Here is a 22,527-nt window from a genome sequence, read left to right as displayed (position 1 = left end):
GTGGAGGATGGAGCGGCGTTCGGTGCGCACGTCGGCCTCATGGGCGCGGTCGCGGACGCCGCCCTGGCCGGCGGGGGCGAGGCGACCGGCGTGACACCGCGCCGCATGCTGCCGTGCGAGATCACCCACGACGGGCTCAGCGAGCTGGAGTTGCGAGGCCCGGACGGGCGTCGAACTGCTGGGGCAGGACGGGGTGGGCACGTATCTGGAGCCGGGCCCCGGCGACGTGCCGGCCCTGATGCTCGACGAGTGCCAGCCGGGGCGACGGCACCGCGCAGGTCCTCGCACGGCCCGGGACCGGAGGTCGCTGGTCGGCTGACAGAGAACGCGTTCCCGGTGCTCCTCGCCGCAGACGTAGGCTGTGGATTCCGCCCCCGGTCCCCACTCCCCCACTGTCGCGAGGAGCCTCGTGAGCACCCTTGAAGCAAGAGCCGAACAGCCCACGTGGCGGCTGCTGTTGGGCTATGTACGGCCCCACCGGTGGGCGTTGCTGCTGGGCGCGGTGTTGTCGCTCGTCACCGGTGCCGCGGGGCTCGCCCTGCCGCTGGTGGCCCGGGAGCTGATCGACGACCTGTCGCACGACCGGACGGTCACCTGGGCGCTGCTGCTGATGTCCGTGCTGGTCGTCGCCAACGCGTCGGTGGGCGCCCTGGGTTCGTACGTGCTGCGCCGCACGGCCGAGTCGGTGGTGCTCGGCGCGCGGCGCGCCCTGTCGTCGTATCTGCTGCGGCTGAAGATCACGGCGGTGGACCGCAGCGAGCCGGGCGATCTGATGGCGCGGATCACCTCCGACACGACCCTGCTGCGCGAGGTCACCACCGACTCGCTGGTGGGCCTCGGCACCGGCGGTCTCACGCTCGTCGCGACGGTCGTGATGATGGGTCTGGTCGACCCGGTGCTGCTGGCGGTCACCCTCGGCGTGATCGCGGGCGCGGGCGTGGTGCTCGGGGTGATCGTGCCGCGCATCAACCGGGCGAGCCGGGCGGCGCAGAACGCGGTCGGGGCGATGGGTGCCTCGCTGGAGCGGATCCTCGGCGCGCTGCGCACGGTCAAGGCGTCCGGCGCCGAGCACCGCGAGGAGGAGACGATCCACGCGGCGGCGAAGGAGTCGTGGCGGCAGAGCGTACGGGCGGCCAAGTGGTCGGCGGCCGCGGGCAACACGGCCGGGCTCGCCATGCAGATCGCCTTCATCACCGTGCTCGCGGTGGGCGGCGCCCGGGTCGCGACGGAGGCCATCGACGTGGGCACGCTGGTCGCGTTCCTGCTGTACGTCTTCTATCTGATGTCGCCGATCCAGCAGGTCGTGGGCGCGATCACCCAGTACCAGACCGGCGCCGCCGCGCTCTCCCGCATCCAGGAGGCGCTGCACCTGCCCGCCGAACCGGCCGCCCGCCCCGCCCCGCTGCCCGCCCCCGACGAGGCACCGGCCTCGCTCTCCTTCGACGAGGTCCGCTTCCGGTACGCCGACGACCTGCCGTACGTCCACCACGGCGTGACCTTCACGGTCCCCGCGCGCGGCATGACCGCGTTCGTCGGCCCCTCCGGCGCGGGCAAGACCACGGTGTTCTCGCTCATCGAGCGGTTCTACGACCCCGAGGCGGGCGTCATCACGGTCGACGGCCGCGAGGTCACCGAGTGGGAACTGCCCCGGCTGCGCGCCGCGATCGGTTACGTCGAGCAGGACGCGCCCGTGCTGTCGGGCTCCCTGCGCGACAACCTGCTGCTGGGCAACCCGGACGCCGACGAGGACGAGCTCACTCGGGTGCTGAAGACGACCCGGCTCGACGGCCTGGTCGCGAAGCTCCCCCAGGGTCTGGAGACCCTGGTCGGCCACCGGGGCACCAAGCTCTCCGGCGGCGAACGCCAGCGCGTGGCCATCGCCCGTGCCCTGCTGCGCCGGCCACGGCTGCTGCTGCTCGACGAGGCGACCAGTCAGCTGGACGCGGTGAACGAGGCGGCGCTGCGCGACACGGTCGCCGATGTGGCCCGTACGACCACGGTGCTGGTCGTCGCGCACCGGCTGTCGACGGTGACGATGGCCGACCGGATCGTGGTGATGGACGCGGGCCGGGTACGAGCCGTCGGCACGCACCGGGAGCTGGTGGCGGGCGACCCGCTGTACGCGGAGCTGGCGGCCACGCAGTTCCTCGCGGCGGCCGGCTGACGCGGGTCGCGACGGGGGGTGCGGGACGGGCGCGGCCATGTCCGCGACCCGGTGCAGTCGTTGCAGCTGGTTCAGGTCGTGGACCTGCTTGAGGTCGGCGAGCCGGGCGGAGGGGCGCGGCATGGCGGCCTTGTGCTCCTCGGGGATGGCGTACGCCGATGAGCGAGTCGAGCGTCGCCGTCGGGCTGATGCCCGGGTCCAGGGCCTCGGCGGTGCCCGCGCCGGCCATCGGTGCGGCGAGTCCTGTGATACCGGCCGGCCGCCCACCCGTCAGGTCCGTCGGGCTGCGCTTGCCGCGTCCGGCCCGGCGGAGGAGCCTCGTAGGTGAGGCCCTCAAGGCCCGCCCTCCGCCGGGCCGCGGCCTTCGAAGGAGGTCACCATGGGCACTGCGGCAGGCCCCGCGTTCGACACCGAAACGCTGCGCCGGGGCATCGAGGAACACAACGCGACGACGCTGTTGTCGTTGTACGCGGACGACGCGGAAATGCGTGTCGTGGACCGCAACACCCAGCCCAGCCACCCCTTGGTCAAGCACGGGCGCGGCGAGATCAGCGAGTTGCTGACCGACGTCTACGGCCGCGACATGACCCACAAGCTGGAGCAGTGCGTCATCCAGGGCGACCAGGTCGCCTTCACCGAATCCTGTCTCTACCCGGACGGGGTACGGGTCCTGGCCACGTCGATGATGTCCCTCAAGGACGGCAAGATCGTCGACCAGACCGTGATCCAGGCGTGGGACGAGTAGGCGGACATCCGATGGCGGTCCGTCTGACCTGGAACTTCTCGGGCCGGGCCACGCTGGGCGGCCACCGGTTCCGCACGCGGCGGCCGGGGCCGGTGACCGAGACGGGCCGGTGGCTGTCGGCCGCGCTCGTCCGTACGGCCGTGCGCGCGGCCCGCCCGCGCCGGCTCCGTCCGGCGGCGGCACGCGCCCCACGAAGACTCCACCGTCGGTGATCGGGACCCGACGCTCAGGCGGGTACGCCCAGTTCGTCCAGCAGCCGGTGCATCCGAGCCACGGTGAGCGCGGGATTGGAGGCCGCCTGGAACGCGGTCCACTGGTCGCGCAAAAACTCCTCGATCCTGGCCGCCGGGAGCCGGGGATCCGCAGCCGTCTGTCGGCACACCCAGTCGGACTCGTCGCGGCTGAGGCGCTCGATCTGCTCCGGTGTCGCGTCCGGGTCGTGCACGGCGAGGCGTCGCCGGGCGGGGTCGGGATGATCCGCGTACCGGGCGAGGCCCTTCCGCGGGAACTGCGGCAGCCTCAGCATGTCGTAGGTGGTGTAGCCGCTCCATTCAAGGACGGTCCGCAGCAGTACCTCGGCCGGGGCGTCGGGCTGGTACTCGCAGATGAACAGCCGGACCACGAACTGCTCGTCCCCGGCGAGGAGTTCGACGAGGTCGGCCGGGAGCGCCGGATGGACGGCGGCGGTGCGGCGCAGCCAGGGGTGGGCGGAGTTCGCGCAGGCGCGCAGGGCGTCGGAGTCGCCGTCGAGGGCCAGGACCCAGCCGAGCCGGCCCAGGCTGTCCTTGCTCTCGACCTTGTAGTCGATCGCCGCCCGCTGTTCCTCGGTGAGTTCGGGGCGTGCCGAGACCGCCCGTCGTACGTCGTGCTCGGGGTCCGTGGCGAGCCGGGCCACCAGGTCGGGCGGCAGCGACGGGTTGGCGGCGAGCGCCTCCCTGTCGTACGGGTCGTCGAGGTCCAGGAGTCGCTCGGCGGTGGCGCGGGGCAGCCGGGCCTCTTCCAGGACGCCTCGGCGCTCGTGTCTCTCCACACCTGCGAGCACTTCGTCGGTGTGGGCCTCGTCGGTGCGGCAGGCCTGCCGGGCGGCGGCGCGGCGCACGCCGGCGTCGGGGTCGGCGAGCAGCGCCGCGTGGACATCCGGGGCCAGCAGGTCCCAGGCCCGGCACACCGCTTTGCGGACCCAGGGGTCGTCGTGCCCCGCGTTCGCGGCCAGGATGCGGTCGGGGATGCTCGACGAGCAGGCCGCCATCTCGCGTACGACGCGGTCGGGAGCGGACAGCAGCCGCGCGTACGTCTCGTCGGGCAGGGGTTCGACCGTACGGTGGTACGGGCGCGGGCCGTCGGCCAGCTCCAGACGCACCCTGCGTTCGGGGTCGTCCACGAGCCGCGCCCGGTCGGCGGGCGCCGCCCCCGAGCTCTGGGCGAACACGCCGCGCACCCGCCAGTTCTCGTGGGTGACGAGCGCGTCGACGACGTCGGCGGGCAGCCCGGACCGGTTGAGCAGGTAGTCCCAGGCGGCCTTGGCCTCGGGCCGCAGCAGCCGGAGCAGGACGTCGCTGCTCGCGGCCTCGTTCCGGGCCAGCCCCCGCAGAACCTCTTCGCGCGCGTACGTCATCGACCGGCTCCCCCCGTCGCACCGGCCGCTCATCCTACGAGTTACTGTGGGCGGCGAGCCGTGACTGGCGCTGAGGTGGAGTACCACCGGGGAGCGGCCCGAGGTTTGAGTTCCTGCCGCGCGCCTGGGCGATTGTCGACGGTTTCCCGGACGCCCAGGAGCGGCTCATGCCCCAGTCAGCATCCACGACCACACCCACCACGTCCCCGGCCCGCCTCATGGACGGCACGGCTCTCGCCCGGCGGATCGTCGAGACGACGGCCGAGCGCGCCGCCGCGTTCACCGCGCGTACGGGTACGTCCCCTTGTCTGGCGACCGTGCTCGTCGGCGAGGACCCGGCCTCCGTCACCTATGTACGCATGAAGCAGAACCGCTGTCGCAAGGCCGGCATCGTGTCGCGGCACGTGGCGCTGCCCGCCGAGACCACCACCGCGGAACTCGTGCACACCCTCACCGCCCTGTCCACCGACCCGGCCGTGCACGGCATCCTGCTCCAGCACCCCATGGGCGAACACATCGACGAGCGGGCCGCGTTCGAGGCGATCGCGCCGGAGAAGGACGTCGACGGGGTGACCCTCAGCTCGTACGCGGCGATGAGCTTCGGCCTGCCGGGCTTCCAGTCCTGCACGCCAGGCGGGATCATGCGGCTGCTCGACGCGTACGACGTGGACCCGGCCGGGTCACGGGCCGTGGTCGTCGGCCGCAGCGCGATTCTCGGCAAGCCGGTCGGGATGCTGCTGCTCGCCCGGGACGCCACGGTGACGTACTGCCACTCGCGGACGAAGGACCTCGGGGCGGTGGTGCGGGAGGCGGACATCGTGGTGGCGGCCGTGGGGCGGCCCGAGCTGATCCGCGGCGAGGACATCAAGCCGGGGGCGGTCGTGATCGACGCCGGGTACAACCCGGGCAACGTGGGTGACGTCCACTTCGCGTCGGCCGTCGAGCGGGCCGGGCTGATCACGCCGGTGCCGGGCGGAGTCGGCCCCATGACGATCGCCACGCTGATGGAGCAGACCGTCACGGGCGCGGAACGGCAGCTGGGGCTCTGAGAGCCTGCGACGCGGCGAGGGTGCGTGCGTGCCGTGCCATGCGGCGTGCGCTCGGCCGGGGTTCGGACACCGGGCTCCGACGCCCCGGCGGCCTCTTTCGGACGTTCGCCGTACGGTACGGGTGCGCGGCGGGCGTCCGCCGCCATACTGGCCCACGTGCGTGTGGCGATCATGACGGCGGGTTCCCGGGGCGATGTGGCCCCGTACACGGGTCTGGGGCACGGGCTGGCGCGGGCGGGGCACGAGGTCACCCTTGTGACGCACGGGCGCTTCGAGCCGCTGGTGGCGGGATCGGGGGTCGGCTTCCATGCCCTGCCCGTGGATCCGAGGGCCGTGCTGGAATCCCCGCGCGGACAGGGTCTGCACCTAAGCGGCAGCGGGGCGGGAAAGCTGTTCCGGGCGGTACGGATGGCGCGGGACGTGGTCGGCCGGATGGTCGGCGACGTGGTGGCCGCCGCCCGGGCCAGTGACGTACTGCTGCTCTCACCGACCATGGCCCCGCTCGGGCACGCCGTCGCCGAGGGGCTGCGCCTCCCGAGCATGGGGGTGAACCTCCAACCCCTGGCCCCTACAAGGGAGTTCGCGCCGCCGATGACCGGGGTCCGCTCCTGGGGGCCGGTCGGCAACCGCGCGGCCGGGCACGCCGTCAACCTGGCCGTGGAGTCGATCTTCGCCGGGGAGATCCGGAGACTGCCCGCCGCCCACGGCGTTCCGCGCACGGCCACCGGACCGCGCACCCGGGAGCGCCGGGGCTGGCCGGTGTTCCACGGGTTCAGCCCCCGCGTGGTCCCCCGTCCCGGTGACTGGCGGGACGGACTCGACATCACCGGGTACTGGTGGCCGTACGACCGCGAGGACCGACTCCCGCCCGATCTCCTGGACTTCCTGGACGCCGGGCCGCCCCCGGTCTTCGTGGGACTGGGCAGCGCCACCGTGCCCGACCCGGAACGGCTCAGCTCCGAGGTCGTACGGGCGCTGCGGGCGGCCGGGCTGCGCGGGGTGATCCAGCGGGGCTGGAGCGAGCTGCGGGGCGGCGGCGGCGACATGTTCACGGTGGGCGAGGTGCCGCACTCCCTGCTCTTCCCGAGGACGGCCGCGGTCGTCCACCACGCGGGCGCGGGCACCACCGCGGCGGGCCTGCGCGCCGGGGTCCCGGCGGTGCCGGTACCGATCCAGTTCGACGGCGCCTTCTGGGCCTCCCGCCTCACCGCCCTCGGGGTGTCACCGGGCGCTGTCCCGCTGCGGGGGCTCACCGCCGCCGGGCTGGAGACGGCGCTGCGCCGGGCGACCGGCACTCCGTCGTACGGGCGCCGGGCGCGGCAGGTCGCCGAGGAACTGCGGGCGGAGGACGGGGTGGGTCCGGTACTTGAGGCGGTGAACCGGTTGGCGGGGTGAGCGGACGACGGGCCGTGCCCTTGGAACGGACGACGGGCCGTGCCCTTAGGGGTGTGGAAACTGGCGCGACCGGCGCCCCTCGCCCCGCAGCCGCCGCTCATCGGACGCCCCGCCCCCTGACGCGCCGAACGCCCGTCTGAAGGCCGCCGCGCCCGTCACGCCTCCGGCCCCCACCCCACCGGCCGCAATATCCCCAGCAACAGCCCCACCAGTTCGTCCACCACCTCGTCGAGACCCGCGTCCACCCAGCCCGCCTGCCAGTCGTGGAGAAGCCCGTTCACGCTGCCGATGAACGCGGCGGCGGCAATGCGGTAGTCACGGTCGGCGGCCTCTCCCCGGGCGGCGGCCGCCGCGGCCTCGGCGCAGATGAAGTCGATCCAGCGGGAGCGGCGTTCGAGTCGCTGGCGCTCCAGGCGGGGGCTGACGCCGATGATCTCGGTGAAGGTGATGCGCAGGCGGCGCGGGTCACCGGTGACGTTCGCGGCGTAGGCGCGGAACGCGGCGGTGACCCGCTCGTCGACCGGCCGGCCCTCCACCGAGGCGAGCCCGACGAGGGCGGCCTCCTCGGCCCAGTCGTTGACCTGGAGATGGAGCGCGGCCAGCACGTCCTCCAGGGTGTGGAACTCCTCGTAGAACTGGCGGGTCGACAGGCCCGCCGCCTCACTCAGCCCCGCGACCGTCGTCGCCCGGAAGCCGGGGCTGTCGCCGAAGAGCTGGAGGGCGGCGTCGAGGAAACGGCTGCGGCGCTCGGCCCGACGCTCCTCGGCGGACCTGCCCCCGTAACGGCCGGTGGGCTGTTTGAGCCTGCCCGCCACGCTTGTCCTCCCAAAACCTCACCCGTTCGACGACCAGTTCGGCCGTCGGTCGATTTTGTCGTGTCCGTGGGGTTGTGGAAAACCACACCCCTTCCTTACTTTCCAGTAAGTCCACTCTGAACGCCGTTGTATTCAGATTGACATCTTTCCGTTGCCTCTTTTCCCCTTCCCTGAGCCGCCTTGTCATGCCCCCAGCAAGCAGGAGGAACCTCTCATGACCGTCTCCCCCACCCGCCGCCGTCGCAGAACCCGCCACCTGTTCGCCGTCGGCGCCGCTCTCGCGCTGACCGCGTCCGCCGCCGCGACCGCCACCCCGGCAGCCGCGGCCGATCTGCGGGAGGTGATGTTCGTGGGCAACAACTGGGAGGGCACCGCGGACGTCATCAAGTCCACCGGCGACTTCTCGAAGATCGGCCGGATCAATGTCATCCCGGACAAGGCAGCGCGGATGGCGGAGATCAACGCCGACCCGATCAAGTGGATCTACTTCATGGCGATCCGCAACGGCGTGGGCGAGGGCAACGACCAGTTCGTCGACGACATGTACTCGACCCCGGACGGCTCCTCGATGGTCGTCTCCCGGCCGAGCTTCGCCGACGTGGTCTCCATCAACCTCACCACCGGCGCCATCAACTGGCGCTTCCCCGTGTCGGGTTACCGCTCCGACCACATGGCGGTCTCCCCCGACGGCAAGCGCGTCGCCGTCTCGGCCTCGATCTCCAACACCGTGCATGTGCTGGACATCGTCACCGGCAAGCAGCTCGGCTCGTTCAGCACCGGCGACAAGCCGCACGAGAACATCTTCACCAGCGACGGCAAGTACATCTGGAACATGGCCATCGGTGATGTGAACACCTCGACCGACGCCCCGTGGCTGGACTGGACGAAGGGCGACCGCAAGATCACGGTCGTCGACGCGACCACGTACAAGCAGGTCAAGGTCATCGACATGCGGGACCGGCTCAACGCGATCGGGCTGACCGACTACTCGGACGCGGTCCGCCCGGCCGCCTTCTCGCCCGACGAGACGAAGCTGTACTTCCAGGTGTCGTTCTTCAACGGCTTCTTCGAGTACGACATCGCCACCGACAAGATCACCCGCACCAAGACCCTGCCGAAGAACTCGGCGACGAGCGACGACCGCACCACCTACGTCAACGACTCGCGCCACCACGGCCTCTCGATGAAGCCCGACGGCACCAAGCTGTGCGTCGCGGGCACGATGGACGACTACGCGACCGTCGTGGACCGGGCGACCCTCCAGGAGGGCCCGCTCGTCACCGCCTCCAAGCCGTACTGGGCGACCGTCAGCGGTGACGGCAAGTCCTGCGTGATCTCCGAGAGCGGCGCCGACCAGGTCACCGCGATCGACTTCGCCACCGGCAAGAAGACGGTGTCCGTCCCAGTCGGCGACCACCCGCAGCGAGTGCGTCTCGCGCACGTGCCCGCCAACTGGACCGGACCCTCCGGCAGCTGAACCGCTAGCTGAACTCCGAGGCCAGCCACCCCGACAGCTCCGTCCGCGCCGCGTTCAACTGCGCCGCGGTCGGGGCTGTCGCGCCGTTGGTGACCAGGGCGTAGTGCAGCTTGCCCGAGTCGGCGGAGGTGAGCAGCAGCCGGCGGCTGCCGGTGCCGCCCGGCTCCTTGGCCGCGGCGATCGGCGTCGACGTCGTGTACGCCGGCGGGGAGGACGAGACCCCGAGGTCGGACACCACCGTCGTGGAGGCGGTGGGGAAGGACGCCGGCAGATGCAGTTCCGTCGGCTCGGTGCTGCCGTCGGAGCGCCAGACCAGCAGGGCGTACTGCCCGGAGCCGACGAGCGAGGAGACGCCCGGCAGTGAGCTGGGCACCGGGTTCCACGTCAGTGTCGTGGAGCCGTCGCGCGAACGGTCCTCGTAGGTGAAGGCGAGGGCGCTGCCCGCGGTGGCGCTCGGGTAGATCCGGTCCAGCATCCGGGCGTCCTGGCGGAGCACGGCCGTACCGGAGTCGTCGAGGCGTACCGCCGAGAGGTCCTCGTCGTTCCAGCCGTCACCCGCGACCTGCACCTCGTCGGGGTTGTCGTTCATCAGCTCGTGATGGCGGCCGTTGTAGATGTCCCACTGCCACTGGGAGCCGGAGAGGACCGGGCCGGAGGACGCCGGGTCCGACCACCAGTTCACGCCCTTCACCCGGGAGTCGAGCGCCTGGTACATGGCCTTGTAGACCGTGGGCGCCTTGTCGGAGACCGACCCGGAGAGCGGGTGCCCGAACTCGCTGACGATCGCGGTGGTGCCGCCCGCCGTCGCCCGGTCGCGGACGGTACCGAAGTCGTTCACGTACTGGCCGTTCTCCGCCTTGCCCCACATGAAGACGCCGGAGATCGCCTTCTGGTCGTAGAAGTGGGTGTTGAAGACGTAGCGCGGTCCGATCGTGCCCGCGTCGAGCAGTCCGCCCTCCTGTTTCTGGAAGTCGATGTTGGCGTTCCAGAAGAGGTTCGGCTCGACGAAGGCGGGCTTGGACTGCCAGCCCGCCGCGTCCATCCGGGCGCGGAACTTCGTATAGAACGGCCAGAGAACGTTCTTCTCCCAGGTCCGGCTGGTCTGCCCCGAGTCGAGGGTCCCGAAATGCGGCTCGTTCCACGGGTCGAAGCCGACGAGGCCCTGGAACTGGGCGGCGGTGAGGTTCGACTTGAGATACGTCATCGTCTTCTGCGCGGTGTCCAGGAAGGAGTCCTGGACACCGTAGGTGTTGTGCCAGAAGTCGTACGTCGACTTCGTCACGGCCGCGTTCGAGGTGATGTTCTGCCCCCAGAACGGGCAGATCCCGCAGTACTCGTCGGGGTAGTTGCCGAGGTCGACGGCCCACTTGGGGGCGCCGTCGCCGGTGTACCAGCTGTCCGAGTCGAACAGCCAGCGGGAGTAGAGGTCCTGGTGGAAGTCGGGGTAGACACGGATCCCGGCGTCCAGGAAGGCGGCCATCTGTGCGGTGGCGGCCGAGAGGTACGCGGTGTCGACCTGGCCGCGCACGGGCTCGGCGTACGCCCAGGACAGCAGGAAGCGGACGGAGTTGCCGCCGCCGAGCGCCCTCAGCGCGGTGGCCGACTTCTTGGCGTCGGCGACCGAGGCGAAGGGCAGACCGTTGTTCTCCTTGAGTTTCGTCTCGCCGGAGACGTTGTAGCCACGCAGGACGACCTCGCGGCCGAGGCCGTCCTTGAAGCGACCGCCCTCGACGGTGAGGGTCGCCGAAGCGGTCGCGTCGAACCAGAGTTCATCGGGGAGAGCGGAGGCGGGCTGGGTGCCCGCCGTGGTCAGGAAGCCGGTGCAGAGTGCAAGGACACCGAGCAGACGTGAGCGCAGTCTTGACATGTCCGCCACATTCGACATGTCCCCTACCGTCCCAATGGGCAGGCGAACCGTCAATAGCAACTGACGCACGAGTAAGTACCCGCTTTCACAGAAGAGTTCACATGATTCTGCTCACCCGTCTCTCACCCTGGGTGATCGTGCGGTTGGGCGCCCGGGTGCGTTCAAGCGCACAGGGCCGTCGCTTTCGCGACAAGCCCCCACCGACCCGCAGCCGAACAACCGAACCCTGCCCACGGGGAGCGTGGCGGTCCGCCGCTGGTCACTGGTCGGATGCGACGCTGCCCGGCAGGGACGCGTGAGAGGAGCGAAAACCATGCGCGAGATCCTCCCGACCCTCAGCGACTGGTACACGGCGGGCTCCCCCTTCGGTCTGGCCACCGTCGTCGCGGTCAGCAGAAGCGCGCCGCGTGGACCGGGAGCCGCGATGGGCGTCGGCCCGGGTGACGAAGTCGTGGGCAGTGTGTCCGGGGGGTGCGTCGAGGGCGCGGTGTTCGAGCTGACCCAGGAGGTCATGGCGTCCGGTCAGGCCCGGCTGGAGACCTTCGGATACAGCGACGAGGACGCGTTCGCCGTGGGGCTGACCTGCGGCGGGGAGATCACCCTGCTGGTGCGGCGGGTGACGGCCGACGAGGACCCGGCGTTCGGCGCGGTCGCGGAGTCGGTCGCCGCCGGGCGGCCGGTGACCACGGCGACCGTGATCGACGGCCCGGCGCCACGCGGGGCGACCCTCGCCGTTTGGCTGGACGCCGTCTCCGGCACCCTCGGCTCCACAGGCCTGGACGTGGCGGTCACCGCCGACGCGCGCGGCGAACTCGCCCAGGGCGCCACCGGGCAGCGCCACTACGGTCCGCACGGCGAACGGCGCGAGGACACCGTCACCGTTTTCCTGCACTCGTTCGCGCCACCGCCCCGCATGCTGGTCTTCGGCGCGATCGACTACGCGGCCGCGGTGGCCCGCATCGGTGACTTCCTCGGCTACCGGGTCACGGTGTGCGACGCGCGCCCGGTGTTCGCCACGCCGAAGCGGTTCCCGGCGGGGGTGGAGGTGGTCGTCGACTGGCCGCACCGCTATCTGCGCGGCACGGACACCGACGACCGCACGGTGCTCTGCGTCCTCACCCACGATCCCAAGTTCGACGTACCCCTGCTGGAGGAGGCGCTGAGCCGCCCGGCCGCGTACATCGGGGCGATGGGCAGCCGTCGTACGCACGACGACCGGATGCGGCGGCTACGGGAGGCCGGGCTCGGCGAGCCCGAGCTGTCCCGGCTGCGCTCCCCCGTCGGCCTCGACCTGGGCGCCCGTACACCCGAGGAGGTGGCGGTGTCCGTGGCGGCGGAGATCGTCGCGCTCAGGTGGGGCGGGACGGGGGTGCCGCTGACGGCGACGTCGGGCGTGATCCATCCACCGCCCCCTTCGTGAGGCCGGCCCGACCCGGCAGGCGGTGCAGCAGCACCTCCGTCAGCTCGCCCTTCGTCACGGTCGCGGTCATGTATGTGCAGTACGGCTGTCGGCGGCGATCCGTGGGCGAGCCCGGGTTGAGCAGGCGCAGGCCCGTGTCCGTGACCGTGTCCCAGGGGATGTGGCTGTGGCCGAAGACCAGGACGTCGGCGTCGGGGAACCGCTCGGCACAGCGGCGTTCGCGGCCCTGGGCGGCGCCCGTCTCATGGACGACGGCGAGGCGCAGGCCGTCGAGTTCCACGCGGGCCACCTCGGGGAGGCGGGCCCGCAGTTCGGGCCCGTCGTTGTTGCCGTACACGCCGACCAGGCGGCGGGAACGGCCCTCCAGCAGGTCGAGGGTGGCCGTGTCGACCCAGTCCCCGGCGTGCACGACCACGTCGGCGCGCGGGACTTCGGCGAGGAGCTGCTCGGGCAGTGCCTTGGCGCGCTTGGGCAGGTGGGTGTCGGTCGTGAGGAGCAGACGCACGGGTTCAGTGTCTGTCTTCGGGGGGCGGGACAGCCAGTCGGCCCAAGTGTGCGGCTGTGCCGACCGGCCCTAGAGTGGCGCGGGATGACGACCTTTCAATGGCCGGAGGGCGTCGCCCGGTCGGCCGCGCCGCCCCGGTTCGCACTCGTCGCATCCGCGGACTCGCCGCCCTTGGCGGTGTGCGCGCGGGTCGAGGGCCTCTTCGTCGACCCGCCGACCCGGCCGTACGAGCTGATCGGGTGTGCACCGGCGGGGCGACTGGCCGAGGCGGTGAGTGGCAGCCCGGACGGAGCCGAGCTCGGCGACCTCTGGGTGATGCCGGTCGGCGACGAACACTGCCCGCAGGGCTTGGAGCGGCTCTTCCCCTGGCGGCTCGTCGACGCCCGGATGCTCGGCCACCGGCCGAACCCGGCCGACCCGGCGTTGCTGGATGTGGTCGTGGCGGCGGCCTACGACTGGGTCGAACCGCCCGAGGACCCCTACCTCGGGGCAGGCGCTCGCCTCCATGACGAGCGCGAGTGGCTCGGTGCCGTCCAGGACGTGGTGCGGGTGGTGCCGGCGGACTCCGCGGGGGACGGGGACGGGACCGTGTTGCGCCTTCTCGGGTGCGCGGTGGGTGACGAACTCGCGGCGGCGCTCAGCGCCGCCGGTCGGCGGGCACGGCAGCTCGAACGCGCGGAACTGGTCGCCCTCGACCCGTCGGGTACGGCCGTGACGCGGTGGAGTGTCGACGCGGAGATCGTCGACCGGTGCCCGTCGGACCTCGGGCCGGACCTGGTCGATCTCACCCTGCGCCGGGTTCCCTGGGACGCGCCCTCCTTCCGCGCCCGTCCGGTCGTGGAGCAGTGGCTGAGCGGTGTGCCCTCGGCCCCCAACCTCTGGGCGGCGTATGACGCGTGGGGGCGCGATCAGTGGCTCACCCTTGTACGGAGGTCCGGGTGCGCGCGACGGGACCGCCCTGATCGGCCACGGGACAGCACGTATCACCTGGACGGCCGGTACGTCACCGACCGGGCCTCCTTCTACTGCGCCCTCGGTGAGGCGGTCAACGGCCCCGGCGGTTACTTCGGCTGCAACCTGGACGCGCTGGACGACTGCCTGCGAGGGAGGTTCGGGGCGACAGCGCCGTTCACGCTCGTCTGGCACGGCTCCGACATCGCCCGTCGGCACCTGAGCGGTTTCATCGATCCCTGGGACGGCGAGCCGTACGACTGCTTCGACGCGATCCTGAAGGTCTTCGCCGACCACGGCATCGTGGTGGTGCACCGACCGGCAGAGGCTCACTGAACCGCGAACCGTCCCCGCACCCGCACCCGCACCCGCACCCGCACCCGGAAACGCCTCACTCGGCGAGAGCCTCCTCCTCCAGGGGAATCTCGGCCCACACCTGCTTGCCCCCACTGACCGGTACCGTGCCCCAGGTCGTCGACATGGCCTCGACCAGGAGGAGGCCGCGGCCGCCGGTGGCCTCCCAGCCGATGTCGGTGGGTTTGGCGGGGGTGCGGGGTGAGGCGTCCGTCACCGAGACGCGCAGACGGTTGTTGAAGAGGGTCAGGTCGAGGCGGACCCTGCCGTCGGTGTGCACGAGGGCGTTGGTGACCAGTTCGGAGACGACGAGGAGCACGCTGTCCGCCTCGGCCTCGATGCCCCAGGCGCGCAGGACGCGACGGGTGTAGCGGCGGGCCTGACCGACCGCCTGGGGGACGCGCCACACCGTCCAGTTCTCGCGGCGCGGGCGCAGGGCCATGCCGTCGTAGCGCGTGAGGAGCAGGGCCACGTCGTCGTCGCGGTTGGCGGCGCCGAGGAGGGTGTCGGCGACGAGGCCGAGGTGGGCGGGGTCGGCGGCGGACAGTTCGGCGGCGAGGTGGTCGAGCCCGTCCTCGACGTCGATGTCGGCGGACTCCACCAGGCCGTCCGTGGTCAGGGCGAGAAGCGTGCCGGGGGCCAGGCGCAGCGGGGACATCGGGTAGTCGGCCTGGGTGATGACGCCGAGCGGGGGGCCGCCCTCGGACTCGGCGATCTCGGTGGTGCCGTCCGGGTAGCGCAGGACGGGCGGGATGTGCCCGGCGCGGACGCACCAGGCGGAGCCCTCCTCCATGTCGAGGTCGACGTAGCAGCAGGTGGCGAAGAGGTCGGTCTCCATGTCCATCAGGAGCCGGTTGGCGTGGGCGACGACGACGTCCGGCGGGTGCCCCTCGACGGCGTAGGCGCGCAGGGCGGTGCGCATCTGGCCCATGAGGGTGGCGGCGCCGACGTTGTGGCCCTGGACGTCGCCGATGACGAGGGCCACGTGGTTGTCGGGCAGCGGGATCACGTCGTACCAGTCGCCGCCGACCTCCAGACCGGCGGTCGTGGGCAGATAGCGGGCGACGGCGACCGCGCCGGGCAGCTGGGGCAGACGGCGTGGCAGGAGGGTTCGTTGGAGCATGTCGACGAGTTCGTGTTCGGCGTCGAAGGCATGGGCACGCAACAGGGCCTGGCCGGCGAGGCCCGCAGCGGCGGTGAGCAGGGCGCGTTCGTCGGGGGCGAAGTCGTGGGGCGCGTCCCAGCCGATCAGGCAGGCCCCGGCCATCCGGCCGCCGGCCGGGAGCGGAAGGACGGCGAGGCCGCCGGGTCCGACGTCGGCGAGGGCGGGCTCCAGGGCGGTTCCGGCGGGCCAGATGGCGGTGCGGCCCTCGCGCAGGGCCGCGCTGAGGGTGGGCATGGTGCGTACGGGGGCGTCGGGCCACTCGGAGCGCCATTCGCTGCGCCACACCTCGGGCCAGGACTCGGGCTGGGGCGGGTCGAGGACGGTGACGACGAGGCGGTCGGCCTCCAGTTCGGCGAGGGCGATACGGTCGGCGTGGAGAGGCTTGCGCAGGGCGGTGACCATGGCCTGGCTGACGTCGCGGACCGTGCCCGCGGTGGCGAGGGCGGCGGCGAGGCGCTGGATACGGGCCACCTCGGTGACGCCTGAGCGCAGCGTGGAGGCGTCGACGACGGTGCCGACGAGCCGGGCCTGACGGTTCTCCCCCGCGGGCAGCAGGCGGCCGTGCAGCCGGAGCCACTTCGGTTCGCCGGACGGCTGGAGGATGCGGAACTCCAGTTCGCGGTCGCCGCCGACGAACATGTGGTCGGCCTCCACGACGGACATCAGCGCGGGAAGGTCCTCGGGCACGGTCTGCGCCAACAGGGTCTCGACCCGGCCGTCGAAGTCGCCGGCGTCGATGCCGAACAGTTCCAGCAGTTCGTTGTCGGCCTCCACCTGCCCGGTGTCCATGGCCATGGTGAACGCCCCGCCGGGCCCGACGGGGCCGGTGGCGAAGGTGATCGCCTCGGTGAGCAGGTCGAGGCACTGCCGGTCCCCGGCGGCGAAGCCGTTCGCGCCGTCGGTCACGGCGACCAGGCAGCCCCGCTCGCGCAGCGGCAGCACCCCGACGGAGAAGTCCTTGGCCGGGGCGCGGCGGACATCGGCGTCCTCGGCGAGGGCGGCGAAGTCCAGCCATCTCGGCTGCCCGGAGCGGCACACCTCGGCGACGGCAGTGGTGCCTGCGGCGGGATAGCCGTCGCGCAGTCCGTACAGGGTTCCCGGTACGCCGGCCGAGTCGACGAGGCTGAGCGCGTCACCCTCGTCGTCCGGGGTGTACACGGCGGCGAGGGTCGCCTCCGTGAAGACGAGCACCTGTTCGAGTATGCGGCGGAGTCGTTCGCGGGGGTCGAGGTCGCCCGCGAGCGACTTGAGGGCAAGCTCGGCCCGCGGCCTCGTTCCGCGTTCCTCAGCGCCCTCACTGACCACGTGGCAATTACAGCGCTTTCGGCACACTCGCGCAGCCCCTGCGACCGCTCCGGGGCTCCCGTGACGGGGCCGGGCGGCGGGACGGGGACGCGTGCCGGACGGGCCCAGGGACGCGTTCCGCGCGGCCGTACGGGGCGGCCGGGCCGCCGCGACACGGACCCGCCCCACGGGGCGATACGGGTGAGACGACGCGGCTTCGGCGGCACGGTGCACAATGCGCACCGGCGGCCGGCGGCCGGCGGCCCGGACACCACGCGGGCACACGGGGCCCGGACACGCGGGGTACGCGGAATCACACGCCCCGCGGGCCGCCGCTACAGCGACGTGCATCGACGGTTCGCCGTGCGCGCTCGGCCGTCTGGAGGGAGCCTTGTCCCGGGGCCCGTCGCGCGGCCGTGCGAGGAGGTGGTCGGCGTGTCCGACGTGCACATGTCCCGGCGGACGACCGTCGAGACCGCTCGGGCCGGTCAGCCGCTGCTGTCGCTGGCCCTGGCCGCGATGATGGACGACGTGGGCGCCCATTCGGGCGCGGTGTATCTGCTGACGCCCGACGAGCCGGTCCTGGAGATGGCGGTCATCGCGGGGCTGCCGAGATCGTTCGCCGTGCCGTGGGAGCGGGTGGGGCTGAGCGCGCCGGTCCCGGTGGCCGAGGCGGTCCGGGGCCGACGGCTGGTCTGGGTCAGCGGCGAGGAACAGATGGCCCGCCGCTATCCCCGGATCGCGATGGTCCTGCCCTATCCGTTCGCCCTGGCCGCGCTGCCGGTGGCGACCCGGGACACCACCTACGGGGCGGTCTTCGTGACCTGGCCCGGCTCGCATCCGCCGGAGCTGAGCGAGCGGGAGCGGGACCATCTGACCTCGGCCTGCGAACGGCTGGCGATGCGGATGCGGCGCGCGGAGGAGGAGGGCCGGCCGATCATGCCGGAGCCGGATCTGTCGGCCCCGTCGGCCACCGCGGTCGCGGGGACGCTGGGCACGGTGGAGGCGGCGCGGATGGTGGCGCGGCTGCCGTACGGTCTGTGCGCGCTGGATCTGCACGGGCGGATCGCCTTCGCCAACGCGGCGACGGCCGAGCTGCTGGGCATCCCGGTCAGCGGTCTGCTGGGCACCCAGCTGTGGGCGTCGGTGCCCTGGCTCAACGACCCCTCCTACGAGGACCGCTACCGGGCGGCGCTGTTCAGTCAGCAGGTGACGTCGTTCGTGGCGCTGAAGCCGCCGGGCGACTGGCTGTCGTTCCGGCTGTATCCGGGGACGAACGGGCTGAGCGTGCGCATCTCGCGGGCCCGTGCCGTCGCCGAGATGGAGCGCGCGGGGCTGGAGGAGGGCGACGAGAACGGTCCGGGCCGGCTGGTGATCATCAACAGGGTGCTGGCGCTGGCGGGCGCGCTCACCGAGGCGGTGGGCGTGCAGGACGTGGTGGACCTGGTCGCGGGCGAGATCGGGCCGGCGGTCGGCAGTCAGGGGCTCGTCATGCTCGGCTCGCGCGGCGGCCGACTGCACCTCCTCGGGCACCACGGCTATCCGGACCCACATGTCGTGGAGCGCTTCGACGGCGTACCGCTCACCGCCCCCATGCCCGGCGCCCACGTCCTCACCAGCGGCGTACCCGCCTTCTTCGAGACCCGGCAACAGCTGGAGCACCTCTATCCGCTGCGGCGGACCACCCCGGACGGCATGGAGGCCTGGGCGTATCTGCCGCTGATCGTCTCGGGGCGGCCGGTGGGCACCTGTGTGCTGACGTACGCCGAACCGCATCCGTTCCCGACCGAGGAGCGCGCGGTGCTGACCAGCCTCAGCGGTCTGATCGCGCAGGCCCTGGAGCGGGCGCTGCTGTACGACGCCAAGCACCAGCTCGCGCACGGGCTGCAGGCCGCGCTGCTGCCGCACACCCTGCCGTCGATCCCCGGTATCGAGGCCGCCTCCCGCTATCTGCCCGCCACGCAGGGCATGGAGATCGGCGGTGACTTCTTCGACCTGGTGCTCTCGCACGGGCGGGCGTCCGCGGTGATCGGCGACGTGCAGGGCCACAACGTGACGGCGGCGGGGCTGATGGGGCAGATCCGTACGGCCGTACGGGCGTACACGACCGTCGGTCAGGCGCCGGAGGAGGTCATGCGCAGCACCAATCGGCTGCTGATCGACCTCGGCTCCGAGTTGTTCGCCAGCTGTCTGTATCTGCGACTCGACCCGGCGTCCGGTACGGCCGTGATGGCGCGGGCCGGGCATCCGCCGCCGCTGCTGCGCAAGCCGGACGGGCGGGTGAAGGTGCTGGACCTGGCGGGCGGTCCGCTGCTCGGCATCGACGCGTCCGCCACGTATCCGACGACCGAGGTCGCCCTCGCCGAGGGGTCCGTGCTGGTGCTCTACACCGACGGGCTGATCGAGTCGCCGGGCGTGGACATCGAGGACGCCCTCGCCGATCTCGGGAAGCGGCTCGCCGGCGCCGGGGACCGGCCGTTGGACGAACTCGCCGACCTGCTCGTCCGGGAGACGGCGACGGCGGAGGAGCGGCTGGACGACGTGGCGTTGCTGTTGTTGCGGGCGACGGCCGAGGGATGAGCCGGCGGCCGGCCGCCGTGTGAGCGCGGTCGCGCCCGGACGCACATGCGGTCCGGCCCTCCCGCCGGAGGGCCGGACCGTTCCATCTACCGGCCGGAACCGCTGTGTGGCCGGCAGATGGATCGTGGGCACGAGGCCCGGGTGTCAGTGGCCGCTGACCCCGTTGCCGTCGTCCACGCCTTCATCGGCGTCGGCGTCCTTACTGGCCGTTGCCCTGCTCCTGGCCGACGCCCTGCTCCTGCTCCTGGCCGACGCCCTGCTGCTCGTCCTGACCCTGCTGCTCGTCCTGACCCTGCTGCTGGTCCTGGCCCTCGCCGGCCTGCTCGCCGGCGGCGCCTTCCTCCTGGCCCGCGCCCGCACCGGCCGCCGCGCCACCGTCGGCGGCTTCGTCACCGGCGCCCGCGTCCTCGCCACCGGCCGCGCCACCGTCACCGATGGACGCGCCGGTCGCCGCGAGAGCGGTGGTGACCGGCTGGAAGAAGGTCTCGCCACCGACGGTGCAGTCGCCGCTGCCGCCGGAGGTCAGGCCGATCGCCAGGCCGTCCTCGGTGAACAGCGAGCCGCCGCTGTCGCCGGGCTCGGCGCAGACGTTGGTCTGGATGAGGCCGGTGACGGTGCCCTCGGGGTAGTTGACCGTGGCGTCGAGGCCGGTGACCTGGCCGTCGGCGAGACCGGTGGTGCTGCCCATACGGAAGACCTGGAGGCCGACCGTGGCCTCGCCGGCCTCGGTGATGTTCACCGTCTGGCCGTTGCCGAGGTCGACGGTGCTGGTGGCCTGGGTGGCCGGGTCGTTGTACTTGACCAGGGCGAAGTCACCGGTGCCGGGGAAGGTGGCGGTGTCCGCGTCGACGGTGCCGACCGGCTCGCCGTTCTCGGAGTCCGACCACTCGGGTTCCACCACACCGCAGTGACCGGCGGTCAGGAAGCCGGGCGTGCCGTCGGCGTTGGTGACGTTGAAGCCGAGCGAGCAGCGCGCGCCGCCGCCGAAGATGGCGTCGCCGCCGTCGAGGACGCCCTGGCCGCCGGCGCCGGCTTCGGCGCCGCCGTTGCCGGCCTCTTCACCAGCGCCAGCACCACCGTCGACACCGGCCTCTTCACCAGCACCGGCGCCACCGTCGACACCGGCCTCTTCACCAGCACCGGCGCCACCATCGGCACCGGCCTCTTCACCAGCACCGGCACCGCCGTCGGCACCACCGTCGACACCGGCCTCGCCGTCGCCCGGATCGAAGGTCTTGAAGGTGCCCTCGGACTTCTTGATGGTCGCCATGCCCGAGCCGAGCGACTTGACCGTCGACTCGATGGTGTCCCAGTTCTCGCCCGTGACCGTGGAGTCGGCGGTGACCTGGATCTTGTTCGTGCGGGGGTCGACGGCCCAGGCGGTGCCCGGGATGGTGGCCTCGGCCTTCAGCGTCTTCGCGCCCGCCGCGAGCTCGGCGAGGCTGTTGTCGACCTCACGGATCTGCGCGCCGGCCTTCTTGGCCTGGATGATCACGTTGTTGTCGTCGCCGTTGATCTCGAGGCCGTCGACGACGTTGATGATGAGCTGCTTCTCGCCCGAGTCATAGTACGCGCCTGCGAACGCGTCGCCGAGCAGCTCCTCGAGCTGGGCGGCGAGGTCAGGGACGTCCTTCGCCTCGAGGGTCTTCGCCGCGGGGGTGTCCGAATCCGTCTGCGAGGCCATCGCGTTGGGCAGGATGAGGGCCGCCGCTCCGAGCGCCGCCACGCCGCCTGCAGCAATGAAGGCCTTGCGCTTGGTGGTGCGTTTGTGACTCAACTTCCAACCTCCTGGGGACGGGGCCAGTGCCGCCGTCCGGCAGCTGAACTGGGGGCGCCTGGTTGCCAGTTGGTACGGACGGTTCCGGTGGGTTGTTCAACGCCTCGCAAAAAGATTTCAATCTTCCATTTCGCAAATTGGGGTTCGGGGGCAGTTCGGGTGGCATTTCACGACTTCCCGCCCGCGCGGGCGGGAACGATGCTCCCATGACGCTCACATCCGCCGAAGCCGACAAGATCCTCGCCGCCAATTTCGCCCCCTGGGTGCTCGACCTCGGGCTCACCATCGTGGAGTCGGACGAGCGGCGCGCGGTGCTCCGCCTGCCGTGGTCCGACCGGCTCGCGCGCGAGGGCGGCGCGCTGTCCGGTCAGGCTCTGATGGCGGCGGCCGACACCGCCACGGTGATCGCGGTGTCGGCGGCGCGCGGCGCCTTCGTACCGATGACGACGGTTCAGCAGTCCACCAGCTTCCAGCGGGCGGTCGTCGGCGAGGACGTGCTCGTCGAGGCGGCTCTCACCAAGCTCGGCCGCCGGATGGCCTTCGCCGACATCTCCATGACCGCGGCCGGCAGTGGGGAGTTGGCGGCTCGGGCAAGCACGGTTTACGCCCTCCTGGGGTGACAAACGGCCATTCCTGCGGCAATTGGCCACAAGCCGCCGCCCGAACCGACACGCTGGGCGACCTGTCGGTAGCAGCCCGTTCCCGCCGTCGACCTGATTTCCGGCTTCAGGGAATCTCCACACCGAATACCCAGTGAGGTCACGGCACACGAGGGATCTGCACAGTGGTCCCGGGCGTCCCGTGCCTTTCCGGCGGGACTGTCCAATTCGTTTTCCGGATGGCAATGAACGGCGTATGACGATGCCGCGTGGCGTGTGAAGAACCTGCCGCCGTGACGTGCCCGCGCCTGCACGGATGCCTCGTCTTGGACACCAAGTGCCCAGGTGAGAGGCCTGGTTGAGTGGCTGGGCGCGGCGGCGATCTGCTTTGATCCATCGCACCGCGGGGGCCGCCGGGCTCTCGGAGACGAAAGCCCCGGCACCCACGTGTGCGGCCACGTTCTGTCCCCAGAAGGGGGCCGCTCCCCCCTTATGAATAGCTATACGAAGGGAAGTTCCATCATGAACTCCACCCCCCAGGTCGAGACCGCCGAGATCTCGGACGCCGCCCTCGACGCCGTTTCCGGCGGTCTGTCCGTCCACGCTGTCGGCACCGTCACCGGCCTGGTGGACGGCATCGCCCCGGTCTCCGGTCTGGTCGGCACGGTCGTCGACACCGCCGAGGGTGTCACCGGCCTGAACACCGCCCCGGTCACGAACCTGGTCGCCGGTCTCTGATCGAGCCCCAGTGCCGCTGAGTCCCGG

The 22,527-nt window shown here is 71.9% G+C and carries 17 protein-coding genes and 1 riboswitch; of the genes, 11 read left to right on the top strand and 6 right to left on the bottom strand.

The window, feature by feature from the left end; genetic code table 11:
* Nucleotides 1-409 precede the first annotated feature (409 nt).
* The 3 genes from SGFS_RS49970 (at nucleotide 410) to SGFS_RS49960 (ending at nucleotide 3,121) form a co-directional block, all read left to right on the top strand.
* Nucleotides 410-2,164: an ABC transporter ATP-binding protein gene (locus SGFS_RS49970; RefSeq protein WP_286259456.1), complete on the top strand. Its 1,755-nt coding sequence runs from the start codon at nucleotides 410-412 to the stop codon at nucleotides 2,162-2,164.
* 379 nt (nucleotides 2,165-2,543) lie between these two features.
* Entirely contained in the window at nucleotides 2,544-2,909 is a 366-nt protein-coding gene (locus SGFS_RS49965) for a nuclear transport factor 2 family protein (RefSeq protein WP_286259454.1), read from the top strand.
* Between the two features lie 11 nt (nucleotides 2,910-2,920).
* Nucleotides 2,921-3,121 carry a hypothetical protein gene (locus tag SGFS_RS49960; protein WP_286259453.1) on the top strand — a complete coding sequence of 67 codons (201 nt, stop codon included), beginning with the start codon at nucleotides 2,921-2,923 and terminating at the stop codon, nucleotides 3,119-3,121.
* 14 nt (nucleotides 3,122-3,135) lie between these two features.
* Here the strand turns inward: SGFS_RS49960 and SGFS_RS49955 are convergent, their stop codons facing one another.
* Nucleotides 3,136-4,524, bottom strand: a complete 1,389-nt coding sequence (locus SGFS_RS49955) for a hypothetical protein (protein WP_286259452.1) — start codon at nucleotides 4,522-4,524, stop codon at nucleotides 3,136-3,138.
* A 50-nt stretch (nucleotides 4,525-4,574) separates the two neighbouring features.
* Nucleotides 4,575-4,661: riboswitch (ZMP/ZTP riboswitch) on the top strand.
* A 30-nt stretch (nucleotides 4,662-4,691) separates the two neighbouring features.
* Between SGFS_RS49955 and SGFS_RS49950 the strand changes: the two genes are divergently transcribed.
* Together SGFS_RS49950 and SGFS_RS49945 are read left to right on the top strand one after the other, a co-directional pair.
* On the top strand, nucleotides 4,692-5,573 hold the full coding sequence (locus tag SGFS_RS49950) for a bifunctional 5,10-methylenetetrahydrofolate dehydrogenase/5,10-methenyltetrahydrofolate cyclohydrolase (protein WP_286259451.1): 882 nt from the start codon (nucleotides 4,692-4,694) through the stop codon (nucleotides 5,571-5,573).
* Nucleotides 5,574-5,744: 171 nt separating this feature from the next.
* Nucleotides 5,745-6,968, top strand: a complete 1,224-nt coding sequence (locus tag SGFS_RS49945; protein ID WP_286260423.1) for a glycosyltransferase — start codon at nucleotides 5,745-5,747, stop codon at nucleotides 6,966-6,968.
* 155 nt (nucleotides 6,969-7,123) lie between these two features.
* On the opposite strand, the gene SGFS_RS49940 is transcribed toward SGFS_RS49945, so the two are convergent.
* Nucleotides 7,124-7,783 (bottom strand): TetR/AcrR family transcriptional regulator, encoded by a 660-nt coding sequence (locus tag SGFS_RS49940; protein ID WP_286259450.1) that lies wholly within the window; start codon nucleotides 7,781-7,783, stop codon nucleotides 7,124-7,126.
* Nucleotides 7,784-7,997: 214 nt separating this feature from the next.
* On the opposite strand from SGFS_RS49940, the gene SGFS_RS49935 reads away from it, so the two are divergent.
* Nucleotides 7,998-9,260 carry a YncE family protein gene (locus SGFS_RS49935; RefSeq protein ID WP_286259449.1) on the top strand — a complete coding sequence of 421 codons (1,263 nt, stop codon included), beginning with the start codon at nucleotides 7,998-8,000 and terminating at the stop codon, nucleotides 9,258-9,260.
* A gap of 4 nt (nucleotides 9,261-9,264) precedes the next feature.
* Here SGFS_RS49935 and SGFS_RS49930 read toward each other — a convergent pair whose 3' ends face one another.
* Nucleotides 9,265-11,127 (bottom strand): glycoside hydrolase family 5 protein, encoded by a 1,863-nt coding sequence (locus SGFS_RS49930; RefSeq protein WP_286259448.1) that lies wholly within the window; start codon nucleotides 11,125-11,127, stop codon nucleotides 9,265-9,267.
* A gap of 313 nt (nucleotides 11,128-11,440) precedes the next feature.
* Between SGFS_RS49930 and SGFS_RS49925 the strand changes: the two genes are divergently transcribed.
* On the top strand, nucleotides 11,441-12,547 hold the full coding sequence (locus tag SGFS_RS49925) for an XdhC family protein (RefSeq protein WP_286259447.1): 1,107 nt from the start codon (nucleotides 11,441-11,443) through the stop codon (nucleotides 12,545-12,547).
* On the opposite strand, the gene SGFS_RS49920 is transcribed toward SGFS_RS49925, so the two are convergent.
* Nucleotides 12,477-13,052, bottom strand: a complete 576-nt coding sequence (locus SGFS_RS49920; protein ID WP_286259446.1) for a metallophosphoesterase family protein — start codon at nucleotides 13,050-13,052, stop codon at nucleotides 12,477-12,479. The two genes, SGFS_RS49925 and SGFS_RS49920, sit on opposite strands and share 71 nt — an antisense overlap.
* An 84-nt stretch (nucleotides 13,053-13,136) precedes the next feature.
* On the opposite strand from SGFS_RS49920, the gene SGFS_RS49915 reads away from it, so the two are divergent.
* A complete protein-coding gene (locus SGFS_RS49915; RefSeq protein WP_286259445.1) occupies nucleotides 13,137-14,339 on the top strand; it encodes a barstar family protein in 1,203 nt (400 codons plus the stop codon).
* A gap of 55 nt (nucleotides 14,340-14,394) precedes the next feature.
* Here the strand turns inward: SGFS_RS49915 and SGFS_RS49910 are convergent, their stop codons facing one another.
* The gene (locus SGFS_RS49910) at nucleotides 14,395-16,827 is read right to left on the bottom strand and encodes a SpoIIE family protein phosphatase (RefSeq protein ID WP_286259444.1); all 2,433 of its coding nucleotides are present in this window, start codon (nucleotides 16,825-16,827) and stop codon (nucleotides 14,395-14,397) included.
* A gap of 405 nt (nucleotides 16,828-17,232) precedes the next feature.
* Here SGFS_RS49910 and SGFS_RS49905 point away from each other — a divergent pair, with 405 nt between their 5' ends.
* Nucleotides 17,233-19,386 (top strand): SpoIIE family protein phosphatase, encoded by a 2,154-nt coding sequence (locus SGFS_RS49905; protein WP_434028166.1) that lies wholly within the window; start codon nucleotides 17,233-17,235, stop codon nucleotides 19,384-19,386.
* A gap of 199 nt (nucleotides 19,387-19,585) precedes the next feature.
* On the opposite strand, the gene SGFS_RS49900 is transcribed toward SGFS_RS49905, so the two are convergent.
* Complete coding sequence (locus SGFS_RS49900) at nucleotides 19,586-21,163, bottom strand: S1 family peptidase (RefSeq protein WP_286259443.1); 1,578 nt, start codon at nucleotides 21,161-21,163, stop codon at nucleotides 19,586-19,588.
* Between the two features lie 206 nt (nucleotides 21,164-21,369).
* Between SGFS_RS49900 and SGFS_RS49895 the strand changes: the two genes are divergently transcribed.
* Both SGFS_RS49895 and SGFS_RS49890 read left to right on the top strand, forming a co-directional pair.
* Entirely contained in the window at nucleotides 21,370-21,783 is a 414-nt protein-coding gene (locus SGFS_RS49895; RefSeq protein WP_286259442.1) for a PaaI family thioesterase, read from the top strand.
* Nucleotides 21,784-22,284: 501 nt separating this feature from the next.
* Nucleotides 22,285-22,500 (top strand): type A2 lantipeptide, encoded by a 216-nt coding sequence (locus SGFS_RS49890; protein ID WP_286259441.1) that lies wholly within the window; start codon nucleotides 22,285-22,287, stop codon nucleotides 22,498-22,500.
* Nucleotides 22,501-22,527 lie beyond the last annotated feature (27 nt).

Source organism: Streptomyces graminofaciens (assembly GCF_030294945.1).
In the GTDB taxonomy this organism is placed as follows: Bacteria; Actinomycetota; Actinomycetes; order Streptomycetales; family Streptomycetaceae; genus Streptomyces; species Streptomyces graminofaciens.
Note: the sequence above shows the minus strand (reverse complement) of the source record. Positions and strands in the feature narration are given on the sequence as shown.

Excerpts from the sequence above, each read along its gene's own strand:
- SGFS_RS49965 (WP_286259454.1), top strand. The coding sequence starts at position 2,544 with ATGGGCACTGCGGCAGGCCCCGCGTTCGACACCGAAACGCTGCGCCGG.
- SGFS_RS49960 (WP_286259453.1), top strand. The coding sequence starts at position 2,921 with ATGGCGGTCCGTCTGACCTGGAACTTCTCGGGCCGGGCCACGCTGGGC.
- SGFS_RS49955 (WP_286259452.1), bottom strand. The coding sequence starts at position 4,524 with ATGACGTACGCGCGCGAAGAGGTTCTGCGGGGGCTGGCCCGGAACGAG.
- SGFS_RS49950 (WP_286259451.1), top strand. The coding sequence starts at position 4,692 with ATGCCCCAGTCAGCATCCACGACCACACCCACCACGTCCCCGGCCCGC.
- SGFS_RS49945 (WP_286260423.1), top strand. The coding sequence starts at position 5,745 with ATGACGGCGGGTTCCCGGGGCGATGTGGCCCCGTACACGGGTCTGGGG.
- SGFS_RS49935 (WP_286259449.1), top strand. The coding sequence starts at position 7,998 with ATGACCGTCTCCCCCACCCGCCGCCGTCGCAGAACCCGCCACCTGTTC.
- SGFS_RS49930 (WP_286259448.1), bottom strand. The coding sequence starts at position 11,127 with ATGTCAAGACTGCGCTCACGTCTGCTCGGTGTCCTTGCACTCTGCACC.
- SGFS_RS49925 (WP_286259447.1), top strand. The coding sequence starts at position 11,441 with ATGCGCGAGATCCTCCCGACCCTCAGCGACTGGTACACGGCGGGCTCC.
- SGFS_RS49915 (WP_286259445.1), top strand. The coding sequence starts at position 13,137 with ATGACGACCTTTCAATGGCCGGAGGGCGTCGCCCGGTCGGCCGCGCCG.
- SGFS_RS49895 (WP_286259442.1), top strand. The coding sequence starts at position 21,370 with ATGACGCTCACATCCGCCGAAGCCGACAAGATCCTCGCCGCCAATTTC.
- SGFS_RS49890 (WP_286259441.1), top strand. The coding sequence starts at position 22,285 with ATGAACTCCACCCCCCAGGTCGAGACCGCCGAGATCTCGGACGCCGCC.